Raw genomic sequence first — 16969 nt, 5'->3', positions numbered from 1 at the left:
ATATCTGTTAATATAAACAGAGTTAGTCGGGGAGCCAAAAGGCTGAGACCACCACCGCCAAGCGCAAAGAGTGGGACCCGTTGAACCTGATCCATTTAATAATGGCGTAGGGAACTAGCATGACTTTGTTCCCTCTATAGGTGTAAACCAACTACCCCCATAGAAAAGCCACGCTACCCACGCCGAATAACGAGGTAGACATGGCCAATCCATCCAAGACTCCCATCACACTGACTATCGCTGGCTCGGACAGTGGTGGTGGTGCCGGTATTCAAGCAGACATCAAGGCAATTTCCGCTACGGGCAGCTATGCCTGCTCTGTCATTACCGCCCTTACAGCACAAAATACCCAAGGTGTCAGTGGTATCTTAGGAATCGATCCTTCATTTGTCGAACAACAATTAGACGCTGTATTCTCTGATCTCGATATTCAAGCAGTCAAAATCGGCATGCTTAGCGATAGTCGCATCATAAAAGCCGTTGCAAACAAATTGCAGCAATACCAACCTAAGTTCCTTGTTATCGATCCCGTTATGGTGGCAACCAGCGGTGATTTGCTGCTTGAACAAACGGCTATTTCCACCCTGCAATCTGAGCTAATACCGCTAGCTGATATCATCACCCCCAATTTGCCTGAAGCCGCCGCCCTACTAGGCTGCCCAATTCCCACTTCTGAAGATGAAATGGAAACCCTCATTGATGCGCTGCGCCTATTGGGTGCAAAATCCGTTTTGCTTAAAGGCGGACATTTAGAACAAGCTGCAAGCTGTACTGATCTCCTTATCTTGCCCAATGAGGTCATTCGTCTTTCAACACCCAGAATTGCCACACGCAATACCCACGGCACGGGTTGTACCCTCTCTGCTGCCATTGCCTCATTTCTTGCCCAGGGCTATCCCCTTCCAATCGCCGTCAAATTTGCCAAGCAATATATTACAGACGCGCTCAGACACGCTGACGATTTGAAGATTGGTTCCGGGCATGGGCCGGTCCATCACTTCTTTGCCTTCAACGGTAAACCAAGCTAGACAAACCTTCTCATTCAGCATCGATCTGCGGATGAGCATTTACTATTGCACAGCAACCCAACGGCTTTTCATAGACAATAAAAAAGCCAGCCCTAAAAAGGCTGGCTTTTTCATGCGTACGAATTATCAACCCAAAATCATTACGGCAAGATAATATCTACCCGACGGTTATTCTCACGACCAAATTCGGAATCGTTGGTTTCTATGGGGGCCTGCTCACCTTTACTTTCTACAAGCAAACGCTGTGATCGAATCCCCTTTCCATGCAAATAATCTGCGCTTTGCTCAGCTCGCTTAATACCTAGTTGGTAGTTGTATTTTTGGCTACCACGATTATCCGTATTGCCCTGCAATGCGACAACCTGTTCGGATTTTGCTAACTGACGAGCGACATAATCCAAAATTTGTTTAGAGAATGGGGTTAACTGGGCATTGTCAAAGTCAAAATAGACCCGTCCAAGTAATGACGACTGAAGAGACTTATCGCCTGTCATTACTAGCAGTTGCTTGCCATCAAGATACTCTATGCACTGGGCCGATATCCCCAGAGGCTGCGCAGCATCCAACAATGCCTTCTTCAAGGCTTTTGACTCACTGGGGACCGATATTTGCAAAAAACCATTCCGATGCTGACCGATACCCTGCACCTGCCCAATTTCGACCCGATGGACAACGGCATACTGACCAGTACTACAATAACTTTCAATCGCCAGATCATCACCACTAGCGGCAACGCAGCTCAATGGTAATAAACACACGAGTGGAAATAACTTTTTCAACATTTTTAATTATCCGTACAGTTTTGTAATACCGCTTGAACGGGCACCTTTTTTAATTAACTCTTCAATTTTATCTATCAGATCATCAACATCGTTGACATCAATAATATCTTCATCGGGATTAACCACGCAGCGTTGAAAACCACTCTGATGGCTAGCATTGAAATTAATGCCGACAACACCGATATATAGCGGCTGTTCGCTATCGCTAAAACCAGCACGAATCTTATCGCATAACCCTCTGTTAACTAACTCGGGTAGAACATTTCGATATGGAGATTCCTCGCCATCACTCAATATCAAGATCATCTTCAAGCGCTCTCGATATGCTTTCAATACCTTTGGATCATGGCTTTTTGGACGCCCTTCAGCCATTACCTGCGCTCCGCGCAAAATTCCTTGATAGGCCGCCGTTGCGCCGTTTGCCCCCATCTGCTGCACCCTATATAGCGCCGATTGAGACGATGACAATCCTATCGTCCAGAATGCGTCAGAACCACGCGAACAGTTATACTTTTGGCTATATAGATAGTTCTCTGAACTGTCATAATGCAGTTGTTCATAGTCCACTTTATTTACAAATGCATCAGCAACTGTCTGCGAATAATCAACATAATACGGGTGGTCAATCAAACGCCATGAGTTAGTAGACAATACATCATAGATTCGTCTGGCTTCCTCTCGCCGATGATGCTTGGTAGTTCTTGAATAGCCAGGACAATCTCGAGAATTCAGGCGACATTGCTTAAGAGTATTGAGACTGTATGGTGCCCAAAAAGACCAATCAACTTCTTCGTAATCCAGCGTACTCACCGAGCTTCGGTAATTGTTATATCGAAGCTGAGTATTGCAAATCAGCCTATTGTTGATTTTGTCTTGTACCCGCATATTGAACGGAACAAAGGCCACTCGGTTTTTGATAATGTGATCATCCGGATCAGGTACCAAAATATTAGATGAAATCCTATTGATGGCATTCTTCAACCAAAACAACTGCGAACGTCCCTGCCAACTTCTGTTCATTGAACCTGAAAAATCAGAAACAAAAACAATATCGACATCCCTATCGCCAAGATACTGAGGATATTTCTTAGCCAGTGAATGACCAGCAATATCTTGCTCGGGCGAAAAAGAAGGAATAAGGGAACTCGTAAACCACGTATGCTGCCACGTTCTGGCATCAACGCTGTATTGCACATATTCTTCCTGACCAATGTTAGGCTTGCTATCTTGAAATGTACGAACCGTTTTTATATTGATGGCATCAATATCTCGTACATATGCCCGAACATAATCTTCAGCCATGGATTTGGCTTTACTCCTATTGTCGGCAATTGTAATCGCCAAAGCAGCGGCTTCGGTGGCATCTTCCAACCGACTTTTTTCCTGAATATACCGCGTTCCTTCAATTGCCAAAAAGATCAGCGCCATTAACGGCACCAGCAACATCGCAAACCATATTGCGGCAACACCTTTTTGTGCTCGATAAAATGACCCATTCATATTAACGGCCTGGCATAATTGAGCTAGAAACGACCGTGGGATTTTTACGTTTCATCCCCATAAATGGTGCAAACCACGAAGAAACGGGCGAACACAAGGTCACTCGATATAGCGGATATGCCTTACCATTTTCCACGGGAACCAAGTCCCGATTTGACACCATCGACGACACTGGCACACATCCCAGACGCCTAAACGCGGCACTCGTAAAAGCGGGCTGAATATCATTATCAACGATAGCTTCAATACTAATGGCGACATCATCAACGGGAGTATCAAGCAAGCGCCCTGCCAATCTCTGCATATCACTAATATCTCTTTGCGACAGTTCAAATCTAGGTACTGGCTTGCCATCAACCATTGACCCATAATAACGAGTGCGTTCTTTCAATATGTTAACCAATGAAAAACTTGCTCGGTCAAGCTGCGAGCGCACCAATAACTGATGGCTAAGATCAGAAACAAAAACAAACAATGCACACAACATAAACAGCACCAGTGCAAACTCAACAACCATTGCCCCGTGCTGTTTTTGCTTACCGACCAATATCTTCACCGGGCCATCCTTCATGCTCTAAGTTCAATAACATCGATCGCGAAATCGTGACTTTTTTATCTGCTAAAGCCAATAAAGGTGGCTGGTAATAATAAGAAAGGGTTATATCTGCCAATACATACTCAGGTGAAACATCACTCGCACTCGCGGCTCGATTATCAACCAAATCACGGTATGACTTATAATATTTTGCAGACAGAGTAAATTGATCTTTGGCTACCAAAAAATGCCATAAAGTCCCTTCTTGAGATAAAAAACGATTAAACTGCATCTGATAGCGATCGTAGTTACTTTTACCTTGATATGTTTTCGTCTCACGGATCGTTTCTCGTAAGGCATATTCCGTCACATTGACGACATAAATGCGAAAACAAACCTCGATAACTGCGAACGAGACCAGCATCAACAGGATCCCGCCAAGTGCAAACTCGATGGTAGCAGCACCTTTCTGCCTTGCCAGTCTCATAAGACTTATTGCCCCATCTGCTGTACTTGCAACACAAGTTTATTCAAATCTTCGTGGCCATACATCGTCTTCAATACGTCAATTGCAGTGTCCTTATTGCCTGCTTTTATCAATGCAATTGCAAGGTTAACATTCAATGTCTGATTATTAGGGTTCTGTCTATAAACAGGCATAAGCATCTCAACGGCTGATTTATATTGCCCTTGTGCTAACATCAGTACCGCAAGATTATTCTTTATTGTCAGATCATCACCGCCGTTAAGGCGTGCTGCATTAAATTCATCTTCTGCGTCAGAATATTGTTTCAACTCGGTATAAGCCATACCGCGGCGAATATGTAAATCAGCACTAGCATCACCACTTACATAGGCTCTATCAAATGCAGAAAGTGCCTTCTGATATTGCATTTGCCGACTATATATATCACCTAACAATACATAAAGTTGAGCATTTTCAATCCGTGGATTTTTTTCAAGAACATGATGGACATAAAATGATGCTGACTCTACATCTCCAGATTTAAAATACGCATCAGCCAATTTAATCATAATAGACTCATCGTCAGAATGGGTAACTAATTGCTGTTTGTAATATTCAATCACACCTTGAGTGTTACCCAATTTAGTCATATCAGTTACGGTTGTAGTAGGTACTACGGTAGACGAACATGCACTCAATAATGCTACCACCATAGTCGCAATGACAAACTGATTTTTTTTCATAGCCGATTATCCGATATCTAGTGACATTTGCATGATTCCAGGAGCCAAAATCAAAATAACAATTGGAAACATGATAAATAAAATCAATGGAATACTCATTTTCGCTGATAATTTTCCGATCTTTTCCTCAATCGTCAGCACTTCCATCTTTCGCATATCTTCCGATAAATCACTCAATACATTAGCAATCGATGTACCGTATTGTAAGTTTTGGATTAAAGTAAGAACAAAACTACGTACTTCACTGGTCGGGATCCTCTCGCTTAAATCATTGAGGGCTTTTTCGAGCCCATATAATCGGGCCGAATCTGATGTTTTACGTATTTGAAAGCACAAGTCCTTATCGAACGATTCCAATTCAGCACCAAGATACACCAGCGATGCCTCAATGGTCATTCCGGTCTGTACGCATACCGACATCATATCCAGCATATAAGGCAATTGCTGCGATGTTTTTCGGATCAATGCCGCCTTACGTGCGGCTAATACCATATCCGGAATTACAATAATGGCAATCATGCAAAGCATACCGATCACAAGTTTATTACTACTAGAGAAATCACTCATGACAATAGATATACTAACCATTCCAATAACTGACATTTTTATCGGAAAATAATATTTAGCAAAATTGGTATTATAAATACCAGCATCAATCAATTTTTGCTCGAGTTCCTTCCTGTATTTCTGTCCAAAACGCACCAGCATAATATTCAATCGTTCAATCATGCTTTCACGATGCATATTAAAATAGACTCGCGCATTAGCCTTAGCACGCCTACTTTTATAATGTCGAGTGAACAAAATAGCGAAAACAACAGCAAACAATATAATAGATATAAAAATAGCCACTACTTCACACTCCGAACCAACAGCCAAACAATGCCTAAACCAATCGCTTCACTGCCTAGTACATAATAAAGAACATAACGGCCTTGAGGGTCATTCAATATAAAATCCACATTTGCCGGATTAATATAGTTTAACAACACCATGAATAGCACTGGAATGGCTGCGACAATTTTGGCAGAGATACGTGCCTCTGATGTCATCGCCATCTTTTTCTTTTCAAGCGTACGTGCATCGACCAATACACGAATCAAGCGAGCCAATACGCTTTTCAACTGGCCGCCACGGGCCATATTGGCCCGCATTGTCACAACAAAAAACAAAAAAGCCGGATAAGGGTAATTTTTGCTGGCACGCTGAAAAACAACATCAGGGCTTTCGCCCATTTTCAGACGTTCGCCCATATTTTTAAACTCACGCCCTATCCCGTTATCTAGACTTTCACCCACATAACTGATGGCCTGCATCAAGCTATCACCGGCCGTAACCGCACTCATCAATAAATTCAATGCATCAGGAAAACTACGTTCAAAATCATTACGGCGTTTCTTGATCAGCCAGCCCCACCCCATCCAAATCATTACCACAGGAAACAGCAAGGTTACCCACTGCGAATGCAAATGCAGCAATTGCGAGTTAATGTACCAAGCCACCATAACCACAGTACTGAGAAAAACCGTAATGATGACCGTAGCGCGATCTCCCAGCATGGCGAGGATCGGACTGCACTCATCCTTGATTCTCTGAAACCGACCGCCTTTGTTCAGGCTTTTAACATTTATTGCTTGAAATTCGAGCTTGGGAACATCTTGGCTAATATCTTCAAAATATGAAACTTTTCGAGCACGCTTACCGCCCCACCAAAGATATAGGGCGATACCGAACAAAATCAAAGATAAGGAAAAGAACATCGCTTACTGCCTAAACGCAGCCATCAGCTCATTATGCAAACCAAAGAACTGTGCTTTTTTCATCAGTTCTGAACGCTGCATAATGCCCTGAGTAACAAACTGCCCCTGTACTTTCTCACTAAAGTGGGTGTCATCAGGCTGGAAACGGAAAATCTCCTCCATTACGACATTATCTCCTTCAAGACCCACGATCTCAGAAATACTAGTGATCTTACGCGAACCATCACGAAGACGGTTAACCTGAATGACCAACTGCACCGCGCTAACAATAGTACGGCGAATAGCATCCAACGGCTGATTCAAGTTCGCCATCATCACCATAGACTCAACACGGGCAATGGCATCACGCGGCGAGTTGGCGTGCAAGGTTGACATCGAACCATCATGGCCAGTATTCATCGCCTGGAGCATTTCAAAAGACTCAGCACCACGGCACTCGCCCAAAATAATTCGATCAGGGCGCATACGCAGGGCATTAATCACCAAATCACGCTGATAGATCGCACCGGTATTCTCTATGCTGGCGGCACGCGTCTCTAGGCGTACAACATGAGGCTGCTGCAAGCGAAGTTCTGCCGCATCCTCAATGGTGATAACACGCTCATCATTATCGATATATTGCGACAATGCATTAAGCAACGTTGTTTTACCCGAACCAGTACCACCCGAGATTAAAATATTCAAACGACAACGCGCAGCAATCATCAGCACACGCGCCATTTCATAAGACAGTGCACCAAAGCTGATTAGCTCTTCCAATCCAATTTTCTGTTCACGGAACTTACGGATAGAGATCGCGGTTCCATCAAGCGCGATGGGCGGGATAACAATATTGACCCGGCTGCCATCTTCAAGGCGAGCATCCACTGTCGGCGACATTTCATCCACCCGTCGGCCAACACGCGCCGCAATGCGCTTGGCAATTTCCAACAGTTGAGGCTCGTTAACGAATGTAATATCCGAGCGTTGCAACTTACCGTTACGCTCGAAAAAAATATTGTCCGGACCGTTAACCATGATGTCTGTGATCGACTGATCCTCGATAAGTGGCTGCAGCGGGCCAAGCCCCAACAATTCGTCAAGCAGGCTTTTCACCAAGCCTGCACGCATCATTGCGGTAATTGGACGGTTAGTTCCTCGCGCCAGGATCTCTACCGCATTCTGAATTTGCTTTTCTAGCTCGTCACGCCCCATCTGCTGGACGGCTTCTGCATCAAGCGCATCAAAAATCTGCTGGCGAAAAGCTAAATAAAGCTGCTTATTGGCACTCATCGTTTAAACATCCTTAGTAGCTGGCTGACTCGACTCTTGGTTTCGTTGCGCTGCCCATTGATCAACCTGACTAGCTCATCAAGGCTCTGCTGCATCTGGCGGTCATGCTTGTGTGCCCGCTTGCCTTCTAAAATCAAACGCCCCAAAGAACGGCTAAACGGCAAATAGACATCAATCGGCACTGTTAGGTATTCCGCAACTTCTTCTTTGCTCAGCACAAAGGCAGAATCAGGACGGTGACTGTTCAAAACCGTCAAAACGCGTAATTTTTTTGTATCTGATATTTGAAGGTTGGCAATTCGCTCAATCAGTCGACGCGCATTACGGACAGAAGAGACGGAAGGCTCAATCACAACAACGACAACATCATTGTGTTCGACCAAACTCAGAGGATCGGTTCTAAACCCTGTACTAGCAGAAAAATCTTCAATAATGTAGTTGGTATTACGACCAAGTAATTGACATAACGTCCGATTAAAACCAAGTAATTGGTAATCCGACTCACCGCCATCCAAGGCTAGCAACCGCAAATTCGCACGAACCTTCGTCAAAAAGCTGATTGCGCTTTCATCATCAAGCTCATGCAGAGGCATCGTCATTTCGGTAATATTGTGCCGTTTCAGCCCTTTGATAGAGAGCATTACATCAATATTACTGTCCTCATATTGGTGGTCGACCAAGACCGTATCTGTGCCATCAGAAGCCAGTACCGACGCTATTTCTGTAGAGAGCATTGTCGTCCCTACCCCACCTTTGGACCCCACCACAGCAACACGTTTGGCTTTTCGAAGGTTACTCACCCCAGAAAATGTCTGCAGGTTCTTGCTCACATGCGACAGGAAATCAGCCAACTCTTGCTTGGTGACAGGCCAGAAAACATAGTAGAAACCCATGTCTTTAAGCGCGCGCAGCGTCGAAATTGCATCTTCCTTGCCAAAAATGATCACCCCTTTGTGGGTCGGGATCTGGCTAGCAAAACGCTTAGCATCTTCAACGACATTAGCCGATTCGTTCAGCTCAAGAATAATGATTTCATTAAGCCCGGAATTATCAAACTCTGAAGAACGCAAGGCTTCTTTCTCTACCATTGGCGGATTCCAGCCTTCGAATACGAAAACTTCCTGAACCAACGCTAGGCATGCCTGTGACTGGTAAATCAAGGTACAGCTTTTGGGGCCATTCACGACCGGCAACTGAGGTGCAACATTTTTGCTAATGGCTTTCGCTAAATCGAACATCGGTTAGTGCCCCAAAACATGCTTCGGATAAGCAACTTGCTTCATTCTCATTGATTCGACAAAACAATCTCGTCGAACATTGTGCCCCCCCAGCACCAACGGCGGACAGGTCTCGGTCACCAACTTAGCCAATGAGACGATGACCGTCAGATCACCGGCCGATGCAGGATCATAAACCACCGCAAACTGACTGGGAGCCAATCCCATTGCTGCCAACACTTTTGTTTGCGCCATCGCAAGAGCCTTACCTCGTGCGGTACGATAGGCATAACGAACCTCAACACCTCGATCGGTCTTCATCGCGTTCTTCACAATGGCTTCCAACTCAGTGGCAATATCCGTTTTGGAGTGTTCCAAAGAGACCGTATAGGTATGTTGCTCTGGTACATACAAGGCTTCGGCCCCCTGCTCGCGATACAAGGCGTCAGAACAACCGCTGCACAACAATACCGTTAATAGCCCAATCCACTTTTTCATTCGATGAATCCCCCTCGAGACAGAAGATCAATAGCCAAGGCATCTGCTTGATCACCCTTGGAGGTATTACGTACATTAAACAACCGAGACAGGGTTGAGGTCTTCTTGATGTAGGGCAACTGAATTGCCTCAGGTGAGACCGGCTTAACCAGATTAACCGTTGCAACAATCAGCAACTCTGTTTTCTTGCGCTCGGTAACAGACTTACGAAATGCAGCACCAAGAATAGGTAGATCGCCGATCAACGGCACTTTCTGCAGTTGCTCCAAATCATTGCTGCTCATTAGCCCGCCCAGCACAAAACTTTCGCCATCAGCCAATTCGACGGTTGTCATTGCCTTGCGAGTCGCTAATTGAGGCACTTCCATGCCGGCCGTTTTGATATATTTCGTCACGTCACTGACTTCGGGTGCGAGCTGCATCCGAATTTTCTCATTGCTCATAACCTTGGCGGTCAAATCTAGCTTGATGCCAAATTCTTTGAACGTGATATTAACGTTATTGTTCGAGGTCACAATCACCGGCACCTCGCCGCCAACCAAAAAGCTGGCTGACTCACCAGATAATACGGTTAAATTCGGCTCAGCCAGAATCTGCGCCATACTATCGTCAGCCAAGGCGGTGATCAGCGTACTGAGATCAGCAGGCTTAAAACGGGCAAAGGCAAACTGACCCACACTGGCACCCAGCGTGCTCCAATCCGTACCCAACGTTTTAGCAAAAGTTTCTGAGACTTGAGCCACCGAAATCTTCACGTTGACCTGTTGTACGCTGGCAACTTTAAGCTGCTCGATAATGCCTTCCCATGTATTGTTGCGGGCAAAGATCATACTTTCGGGCTCTTCCATCCCCGAATCTTGGAACTCGAGCTTATCTGTTTTTTCATACCTCTCGGTTTTAGCTCGCTTTAACAGCGTCGCCACCGTGCGGTAGACATCATCGCGTTCTTGTTCAGAGTAAACCGTACCACTCACGGCAACCTGCTCCCCCACCGACTCAAGTTTGATCGCCAAATTGGGAAAATGCAGCTGGAGCTGACGACGAATCTGAGTCAGATCAAGATCAACCCAAATACGCTGGGACAACAGCACTTGACCATCATTGCCATAGGCAATCAAACGAGCCTGCCCCACACTTTTGGCAAACACAACCAAGGTATGCTTATCTATGACCTGATAATCGGCTACGGTCGGCGCACTAATAAATACTTTTTCAATATCCTGTTGAAGATGGATATCTTGGGCATCGTTAAGCGTGATATAGCGATCACCGGCATGAACCGTCAACGGCGCAACAATACACATAACGAGCAACACAATTCGTAGCAGCATCAATCCAGTCCCCCAAAATTCGACGTATTGGTTGAGCCTCGCAACTCCACAACGCCGCTATAGTTGTTAATAACATCACTTACGACGGCATCAAGCGCACCGCGGTAGTGTTGGCTGCGATATATTTCAATCTGGGTTGTTTTTTGAGCCAATGACAAACGTGCGATATCATCCGGATCGACTTCAATGATGATGGTTGTCATCCCATCCGTTTCCATTGCCGCCTTCGCCGTCACAACATCGTTGGACTCATCGCCGATATTCATCACTCGAAGATGAGAAAGGAATAGTCTTGCTTCTAGACCATCAAATGATGATACGAGATTATTTTGAGAAGATAGGTTTTCACTTGGCGAACTAATTGTAAGAATATCAATATAATCACCAGGATGGATATAACCATTAATTAGATTTCGAGTAGACACATGCAATGGATATAATGTCTTCCCATTTCTAACCAATAAATCCAGATAGCCAACTTGATTTTTTTTCGTTTGATATTCTGAAAAAACCAACGCTCCCTTCGGAACATCAACATTAAGCAATGTGGTTGGAGCAAAGTCTAATTCAATATCTGAATTAATACCAAACTTAATGGCTTCATCAAGCAAAACCTGTTCTCTTACCAATTCATCAGCTTTTATTGCTTGGCCTTTTTTTAGATTATCTTTACTGCGCCAAATTGTTACATACTGCAGTGGTTGCTCTTGAATCGGTGCAGCTTGCTCAGATTGATGCACTGGTGTCAGTGCATCATAAACACCATATAACCCAGTAACTACAGCAAGGAAAGCGATAAAGAAAATAACTTTAGAACTCATAAATTCAGGTTCATAGGTAAGAGGAAAGGAGAGAAAGATAGAACCCGATGGAAATAGCAACCCCGTAAGGAATACCAGGATCCTGTCCGCGCGCAGCACGACGATATAGTCGGTACTTTACCCAGTAAAACAATGCCAGAATGCCGCCAACTACCAGTGTTACCCAAATTGCCAGCGACAATTCAGAGAAAGGGATGGCAACGGACAACGCCGTTGCCAACTTGCTATCACCTGCTGCGAATGCATGTATTGCAACGAGCAAAATGGTTAGCGTCGCTATCATCAAAAAACTATATGAATGAATTGTATTTTGCTGAGTCACACACAAAAGCAGTGATAAGACGAGAACAATCAATACATCAGTATTTTTTATTTTCCGATAGAAGATATCTTTTATGCTGATATAAGCAAGAAACATCCCTAATGTTATTAAATATAGCATTAGAGAAAATTGGTTATTTACTTGCGTCTGACAGCGTATCAGAAATTTTTGTAAATGCTTCTGTCAGGCTGGTAATAACTGAACCATCTTTCGCAAAAATAGTTCCTAGTACAACAGCCATAGCAACACCAATTAGGCCATATTCAATTGCAGTAACACCGCGCTCATCATTTTTGTAAGCAGACAAAAAAGCATCAACTTTTGCATATACAGAAGTTAGCATGGGTTTTCCTTATAAAGGCTGTTCTATAAATAGAAATTATCATCAATACTTATAGATACAAATATTATGACATCACAAACAAACTAATATTAATTTAAGCCACGTAAAACTCAGGCATTATTATATTGTTAGTGGTATGAATTTGCTTTCGCTGCAATATAATCAAATCAGAAATCAAGAGTAAAATCAAAATCATTAATCGTAACAACAAATTACACTTATCAAAATATGGTACAGCGACCTGTTTAATAGATAAGTAACTGATTATAAATGGTTTACAATTTGGCATTTATTGACAATTTTCTGACACACGCGTCAAAAGTAATTTTATCTTGCATTTTATATGCTCAAATTTCAACCAAACCATGCATGCAGCACATGTTGAAATTGTTCAATTGCTATACTGGAGTCAAAATAACCCCAAAAACTCCATGTTACATTACGCACGCTAAAAACTGACATGACAGAAATATTTGCAAAAAAAAGCACGATTTTCATCGTGCTATTCATAAGTATTCACCAAATTCAATGATGAGAGCAGCTTATCTAAATATCACCCTCTCGAACATCTCTATGACTGTATCAGATGACCATCAAAGCCTAAGCCCACTAATTTTTCATAGGCGCTCAAAACATCTATTGGGACATCTTGTTTAACCGAAAAACCTTTTTGGGGATAATCCATAACTCGCTGCAAATCCCCAACCATCACATTAATGACCTCAGCATAAGTGAGAGATTCATTCGGATAATCGTCTAGGCTAATCCTTGGCGATGTCACAATAACGGCTTGCTCCGGCCACAAACGCTGGCAAGTGGCATAGGCCCGACGTTCCATAAAAGGTTTCTGAACCAGAATAAGTCGCTCAGCACTGATCCCCTTATCTTCGAGCAAAGTACGGGTAAAACGAATATTCTCACCCGTATTTGTCGATGCCGGTTCGATATAGATCGCCTCTTTCGGAACCCCCATATCCTGAGCCACAGCAGCAAATGCCTCAGCTTCCGAACAATCAAATAGGCCTTCTGTTAGTGCCCCTACGCCACCCGAAAAGGCTATCCAAGGTGCATATCCTTGTAAATACAGCTCAGCAGCATACTCGGCGACACGCAAATCATTGCTGCACAGCACGAATAAGCCGTCACTTGGTACGAGCGTATGGTTTAACTGGTGGTAGTCCCACACTTTCTGGGCTAAGGCATGCGCCGTTGATGACATAGCAAACTCCTTCTGCAGCTAATCTAGAAATAATGTTTTAACGCAACCACCATTGTGGAACAAGTGTGCAATTGTGCTCACCACAGCTCAGCCAGCCTTGCTCACCCTCGATAGTCAACTGTAGCTGCATGGTACGCTCAACCATGGCCTCCAATTGCGCTAACGTCTCATCATCAAAGAATACAACGGAAATATTGCCATACTGTTCGATTTTGGTCTTGTTCTGTTTCCACCAAATCGGAGCTGCATTATCACCATAGGCAGCAATCAGTACCTTATCCGCTTTGTGTGCCGCTTTCTTTATGCGCTTTTCATCCGGCAGACCCAAATCAACCCATAGCTCAATATCGTCAGTGTAATTTTTCTTCCACAACACCGGCTCATCGGCATCACATAGCCCTTTGGTAAAAACCAATTCTTCATCGGCATTAAAGCCCCATACCGCCAACCGTAACATTAAACGCTGCAGCGTTTCAGACGGATGGCAAGCCAATGTGTGTGCCTGATCGAGATATACGTGACGATCCATATCTGCCACGTTCATGTTCGCTTTATAAATGGTGGCTTTAAGTGCCATATTCGTTATTCCTAAACCAACCCATAATAGGTTATACGCAAATGATTCCGGAGCCGATTCCGCTCCGAATACAACGACTCTACCGCCGTTATTATCTAAACTGACAAAGGAGGCTGGATCTCCCCGACAACCAATTTTTCTTTAGCCTGCTTATTTAACTGCTTAATTCTATACTCGAGCTGCATCGCTTTGCGCTTGTCACCCACGGCTAATGTCCAAGCCAGCGTCAACGGCCCCTTCCCTTTGAGATATTTAGCGCCTTTAGCGGATGACTGATGCTCGTGGAAACGACGCTCAACGTCTGTAGTTACCCCACAGTACAGTTGATTTGCTTTCGTCCTAATCAAATAGACCGACCAAATTGCCTCTACTTTCGCCATATGGAATGTCTGTTCCCAAAATGACTTACACCCAGCAGTTTGGGTATAACGTAATAAAAAACTAAGCCCAGCGATGCTGGGCTTAGTTAACAATTCTATGCAAGCAGAGAGTCTATCATCTGCCGCAACTCAGCAACTTCGCTGCGTAACGATGCAACCTCTTCTTCCAATGCCTCGATACGTTCACTTGATGCGCCTGCAACAGCAGAAGAACGACTTGCTGCAACTTGCTGCTGTAGGGCTTCCAAATCAACCTCACCGCTGAACAAGTGCATATAGCGAGGATCGCGTTTCCCTGGCTCTACCGGCAAGCGAACAACAAAAGGTCCTTTGCTATGTTCCGCCAACGAAGCCAAAACGGATTCAGTCTCTTTGACATCAGAAAACTTGCACAAACGGTTAGTTCGCGTACGGATTTCCCCCGCAGTCTGAGGCCCGCGCAACAGCAACACACAAATTGTCGCTTTTTCCTGCTCACTAAACTGGTATGTACTGAACTCAGTATTGCAGAATCGATGCTGGTATTTCGACACTCTACTACCGAAGCCAGCAGTAACTTCTTGAATTACTCGCTTGGAAATTAACGTTTCAACGGTGTCTTGCACTTCGGCGTCTGTGAGCGACGTGACAGGGTCACGATTGCTTTTCTGGTTACAGGCCGTTGTCAGTGCATTCAATGTTAATGGGTATTGATCTGGAGTAGTTACCTCTTTTTCAAGCAAGCAACCTAATACTCGAACTTCTGTCTGTGAAAAGCACATATCCATGATCTTCCCTCACCCCTATTTTGACATTATGAATTCAACTGGGTACTGATTCACTCAGTTTAGCAAGTAACCACGCTATCACTTGCCCCCCACTTGAAGACACACTGCGTACATGCACAAGGAGATTATCACGTCATCACAATACAACAAGCGTTAAAGGCGTTAGTTGCTGGTAAAACAATCAGCTATTGCCAAGTTAGCCGCAAACTACCGGGGTCAAGAGCAAAACAAAAGAAGGAGTCAAAGAAATGCGGAGTAAGGAAGAAGGAGGCAACAAAACCGTCACCACCATCCAAGCTACCTCTATTTATTCAAATAATAAGGTAGCTTGCATGGAGAACATGCGAACACGTTCTAACGGATTAGGAAAATATGGGGTTAAGTAAACTCAGCGGCAACAAATCGATTTCGCCCCTGCTCTTTGGCTTTATAAAGGACTTTATCTACGATTTGATACATATTTTCGGCCGTCTCAAGCCCTGTAGGTACCCACGAGACCATGCCTTGGCTAACGGTAACAATGTCTGCGGTTTTAGATTTCAAGTGCGGAATTTCAAGCGCCTGAATGCAAGACTTCAAACGTTCACATTCTCGTACCGCTCGGGTTTTATCGCAGTGGCTGATGACAATAACAAATTCCTCCCCACCATAACGGGCAGCCAGCTCACCAGCTCGACTAAAGGTCTTCTTCAAGGCCTTTGCAACCTCCTTAAGACAACGGTCGCCTTCCAAGTGGCCATAGTGGTCATTGTAAAGCTTGAAGTGATCGACATCTATCATAATGACGGTCATCGGCAAATTACTGCGCCCATGCCAAGATATAAACTCATTTAGCTTGGCATCCAACATCCGGCGATTGGCTAGGTGAGTCAAGCCATCCTCATTGGCTTGCTGTGACAGCCGATCATTAGCTTGCTCCAACTCTTCTGAGGCTTTCTTCAACTGATGACGCATATGTGCGATACGCTGCATTGCCTTTAGCTTTGCCGCCAATACAATCTTGTTAACGGGCTTAACGATATAATCATCGCCCCCCATATCAATTGCCTTGTCGATCATCTCAGGCTCATCATGCCCACTTAGAAAAATGATAGGAATCCAATCAGGATGCTTAATACGCAACTGCTGCGCAACTTCTGTACCACTCATATCCGGCATACTCACATCCAGTAATACCAGATCTGGGTCAAATACGGGGTAGCGAGCGATGGCTTCATGCCCCGATGCTACTGCCTCAACAATATGGCCTAGACGTTGCAAGCGCATTGCCAATTGCATCCTCTCGAGATGGACATCATCAACCAGTAAAATCCGCATCGCTTCCATTGCTGCATCCTATTGATTTAAATTGTTTAACATAGTTATAGCACAGCAATTAACAGTGCCTACTAATCTTTACTACTATGAT

At 44.3% G+C, this 16969-nt stretch carries 20 protein-coding genes and 1 riboswitch; of the genes, 1 reads left to right on the top strand and 19 read right to left on the bottom strand.

Features of this window, described 5'->3' with window-relative positions:
* Nucleotides 1–17: 17 nt before the first annotated feature.
* A riboswitch (TPP riboswitch) is annotated at nucleotides 18–130 on the top strand.
* A 70-nt stretch (nucleotides 131–200) separates the two neighbouring features.
* Entirely contained in the window at nucleotides 201–1028 is an 828-nt protein-coding gene (gene thiD, locus ABT56_RS16310; RefSeq protein ID WP_047879946.1) for a bifunctional hydroxymethylpyrimidine kinase/phosphomethylpyrimidine kinase, read from the top strand.
* Nucleotides 1029–1168: 140 nt separating this feature from the next.
* Here the strand turns inward: thiD and ABT56_RS16305 are convergent, their stop codons facing one another.
* The 19 genes from ABT56_RS16305 to ABT56_RS16220 form a co-directional block, all read right to left on the bottom strand.
* On the bottom strand, nucleotides 1169–1810 hold the full coding sequence (locus tag ABT56_RS16305) for an OmpA family protein (protein ID WP_047879945.1): 642 nt from the start codon (nucleotides 1808–1810) through the stop codon (nucleotides 1169–1171).
* Between the two features lie 6 nt (nucleotides 1811–1816).
* On the bottom strand, nucleotides 1817–3310 hold the full coding sequence (locus tag ABT56_RS16300) for a TadE/TadG family type IV pilus assembly protein (RefSeq protein ID WP_047879944.1): 1494 nt from the start codon (nucleotides 3308–3310) through the stop codon (nucleotides 1817–1819).
* Between the two features lies 1 nt (nucleotide 3311).
* Entirely contained in the window at nucleotides 3312–3866 is a 555-nt protein-coding gene (gene tadF / locus ABT56_RS16295; protein ID WP_053062528.1) for a tight adherence pilus pseudopilin TadF, read from the bottom strand.
* Complete coding sequence (locus ABT56_RS16290; protein ID WP_047879942.1) at nucleotides 3847–4332, bottom strand: TadE family protein; 486 nt, start codon at nucleotides 4330–4332, stop codon at nucleotides 3847–3849. Before ABT56_RS16290 ends, tadF begins: the two co-directional genes overlap by 20 nt.
* 5 nt (nucleotides 4333–4337) lie before the next feature.
* On the bottom strand, nucleotides 4338–5054 hold the full coding sequence (locus ABT56_RS16285; protein WP_047879941.1) for a tetratricopeptide repeat protein: 717 nt from the start codon (nucleotides 5052–5054) through the stop codon (nucleotides 4338–4340).
* Between the two features lie 6 nt (nucleotides 5055–5060).
* Nucleotides 5061–5906, bottom strand: coding sequence for a type II secretion system F family protein (locus tag ABT56_RS16280; protein WP_084722337.1), 846 nt, complete (start codon nucleotides 5904–5906; stop codon nucleotides 5061–5063).
* Entirely contained in the window at nucleotides 5906–6814 is a 909-nt protein-coding gene (locus ABT56_RS16275) for a type II secretion system F family protein (protein ID WP_047879939.1), read from the bottom strand. Before ABT56_RS16275 ends, ABT56_RS16280 begins: the two co-directional genes overlap by 1 nt.
* A gap of 3 nt (nucleotides 6815–6817) precedes the next feature.
* Complete coding sequence (locus ABT56_RS16270; RefSeq protein WP_047879938.1) at nucleotides 6818–8086, bottom strand: TadA family conjugal transfer-associated ATPase; 1269 nt, start codon at nucleotides 8084–8086, stop codon at nucleotides 6818–6820.
* A complete protein-coding gene (locus ABT56_RS16265; protein WP_047879937.1) occupies nucleotides 8083–9324 on the bottom strand; it encodes a CpaE/TadZ family protein in 1242 nt (413 codons plus the stop codon). The genes ABT56_RS16270 and ABT56_RS16265 overlap by 4 nt, the downstream gene beginning before the upstream one ends.
* A gap of 3 nt (nucleotides 9325–9327) precedes the next feature.
* Nucleotides 9328–9801, bottom strand: coding sequence for a hypothetical protein (locus tag ABT56_RS16260; protein ID WP_047879936.1), 474 nt, complete (start codon nucleotides 9799–9801; stop codon nucleotides 9328–9330).
* The gene (locus ABT56_RS16255) at nucleotides 9798–11132 is read right to left on the bottom strand and encodes a type II and III secretion system protein family protein (RefSeq protein WP_047879935.1); all 1335 of its coding nucleotides are present in this window, start codon (nucleotides 11130–11132) and stop codon (nucleotides 9798–9800) included. Before ABT56_RS16255 ends, ABT56_RS16260 begins: the two co-directional genes overlap by 4 nt.
* Nucleotides 11132–11953: an RcpC/CpaB family pilus assembly protein gene (locus tag ABT56_RS16250; protein ID WP_047879934.1), complete on the bottom strand. Its 822-nt coding sequence runs from the start codon at nucleotides 11951–11953 to the stop codon at nucleotides 11132–11134. Before ABT56_RS16250 ends, ABT56_RS16255 begins: the two co-directional genes overlap by 1 nt.
* Nucleotides 11954–11963: 10 nt before the next feature.
* A complete protein-coding gene (locus ABT56_RS23675; protein WP_169753941.1) occupies nucleotides 11964–12371 on the bottom strand; it encodes a prepilin peptidase in 408 nt (135 codons plus the stop codon).
* A gap of 37 nt (nucleotides 12372–12408) precedes the next feature.
* A complete protein-coding gene (locus ABT56_RS16245; protein ID WP_047879933.1) occupies nucleotides 12409–12618 on the bottom strand; it encodes a Flp family type IVb pilin in 210 nt (69 codons plus the stop codon).
* 571 nt (nucleotides 12619–13189) lie between these two features.
* Nucleotides 13190–13837: a YdcF family protein gene (locus ABT56_RS16240; protein WP_047879932.1), complete on the bottom strand. Its 648-nt coding sequence runs from the start codon at nucleotides 13835–13837 to the stop codon at nucleotides 13190–13192.
* Nucleotides 13838–13874: 37 nt separating this feature from the next.
* Nucleotides 13875–14414: a YaeQ family protein gene (locus ABT56_RS16235; RefSeq protein WP_047879931.1), complete on the bottom strand. Its 540-nt coding sequence runs from the start codon at nucleotides 14412–14414 to the stop codon at nucleotides 13875–13877.
* Nucleotides 14415–14509: 95 nt separating this feature from the next.
* On the bottom strand, nucleotides 14510–14794 hold the full coding sequence (locus ABT56_RS16230) for a GIY-YIG nuclease family protein (RefSeq protein ID WP_047879930.1): 285 nt from the start codon (nucleotides 14792–14794) through the stop codon (nucleotides 14510–14512).
* A 95-nt stretch (nucleotides 14795–14889) separates the two neighbouring features.
* On the bottom strand, nucleotides 14890–15561 hold the full coding sequence (locus ABT56_RS16225) for a YceH family protein (protein WP_047879929.1): 672 nt from the start codon (nucleotides 15559–15561) through the stop codon (nucleotides 14890–14892).
* Between the two features lie 378 nt (nucleotides 15562–15939).
* Entirely contained in the window at nucleotides 15940–16887 is a 948-nt protein-coding gene (locus ABT56_RS16220; protein ID WP_047879928.1) for a GGDEF domain-containing response regulator, read from the bottom strand.
* Nucleotides 16888–16969: the final 82 nt, after the last annotated feature.

Origin of the sequence: Photobacterium aquae (assembly GCF_001029445.1) — a bacterium.
Taxonomy (GTDB): domain Bacteria; phylum Pseudomonadota; class Gammaproteobacteria; order Enterobacterales; family Vibrionaceae; genus Photobacterium; species Photobacterium aquae.
Note: the sequence above shows the minus strand (reverse complement) of the source record. Positions and strands in the feature narration are given on the sequence as shown.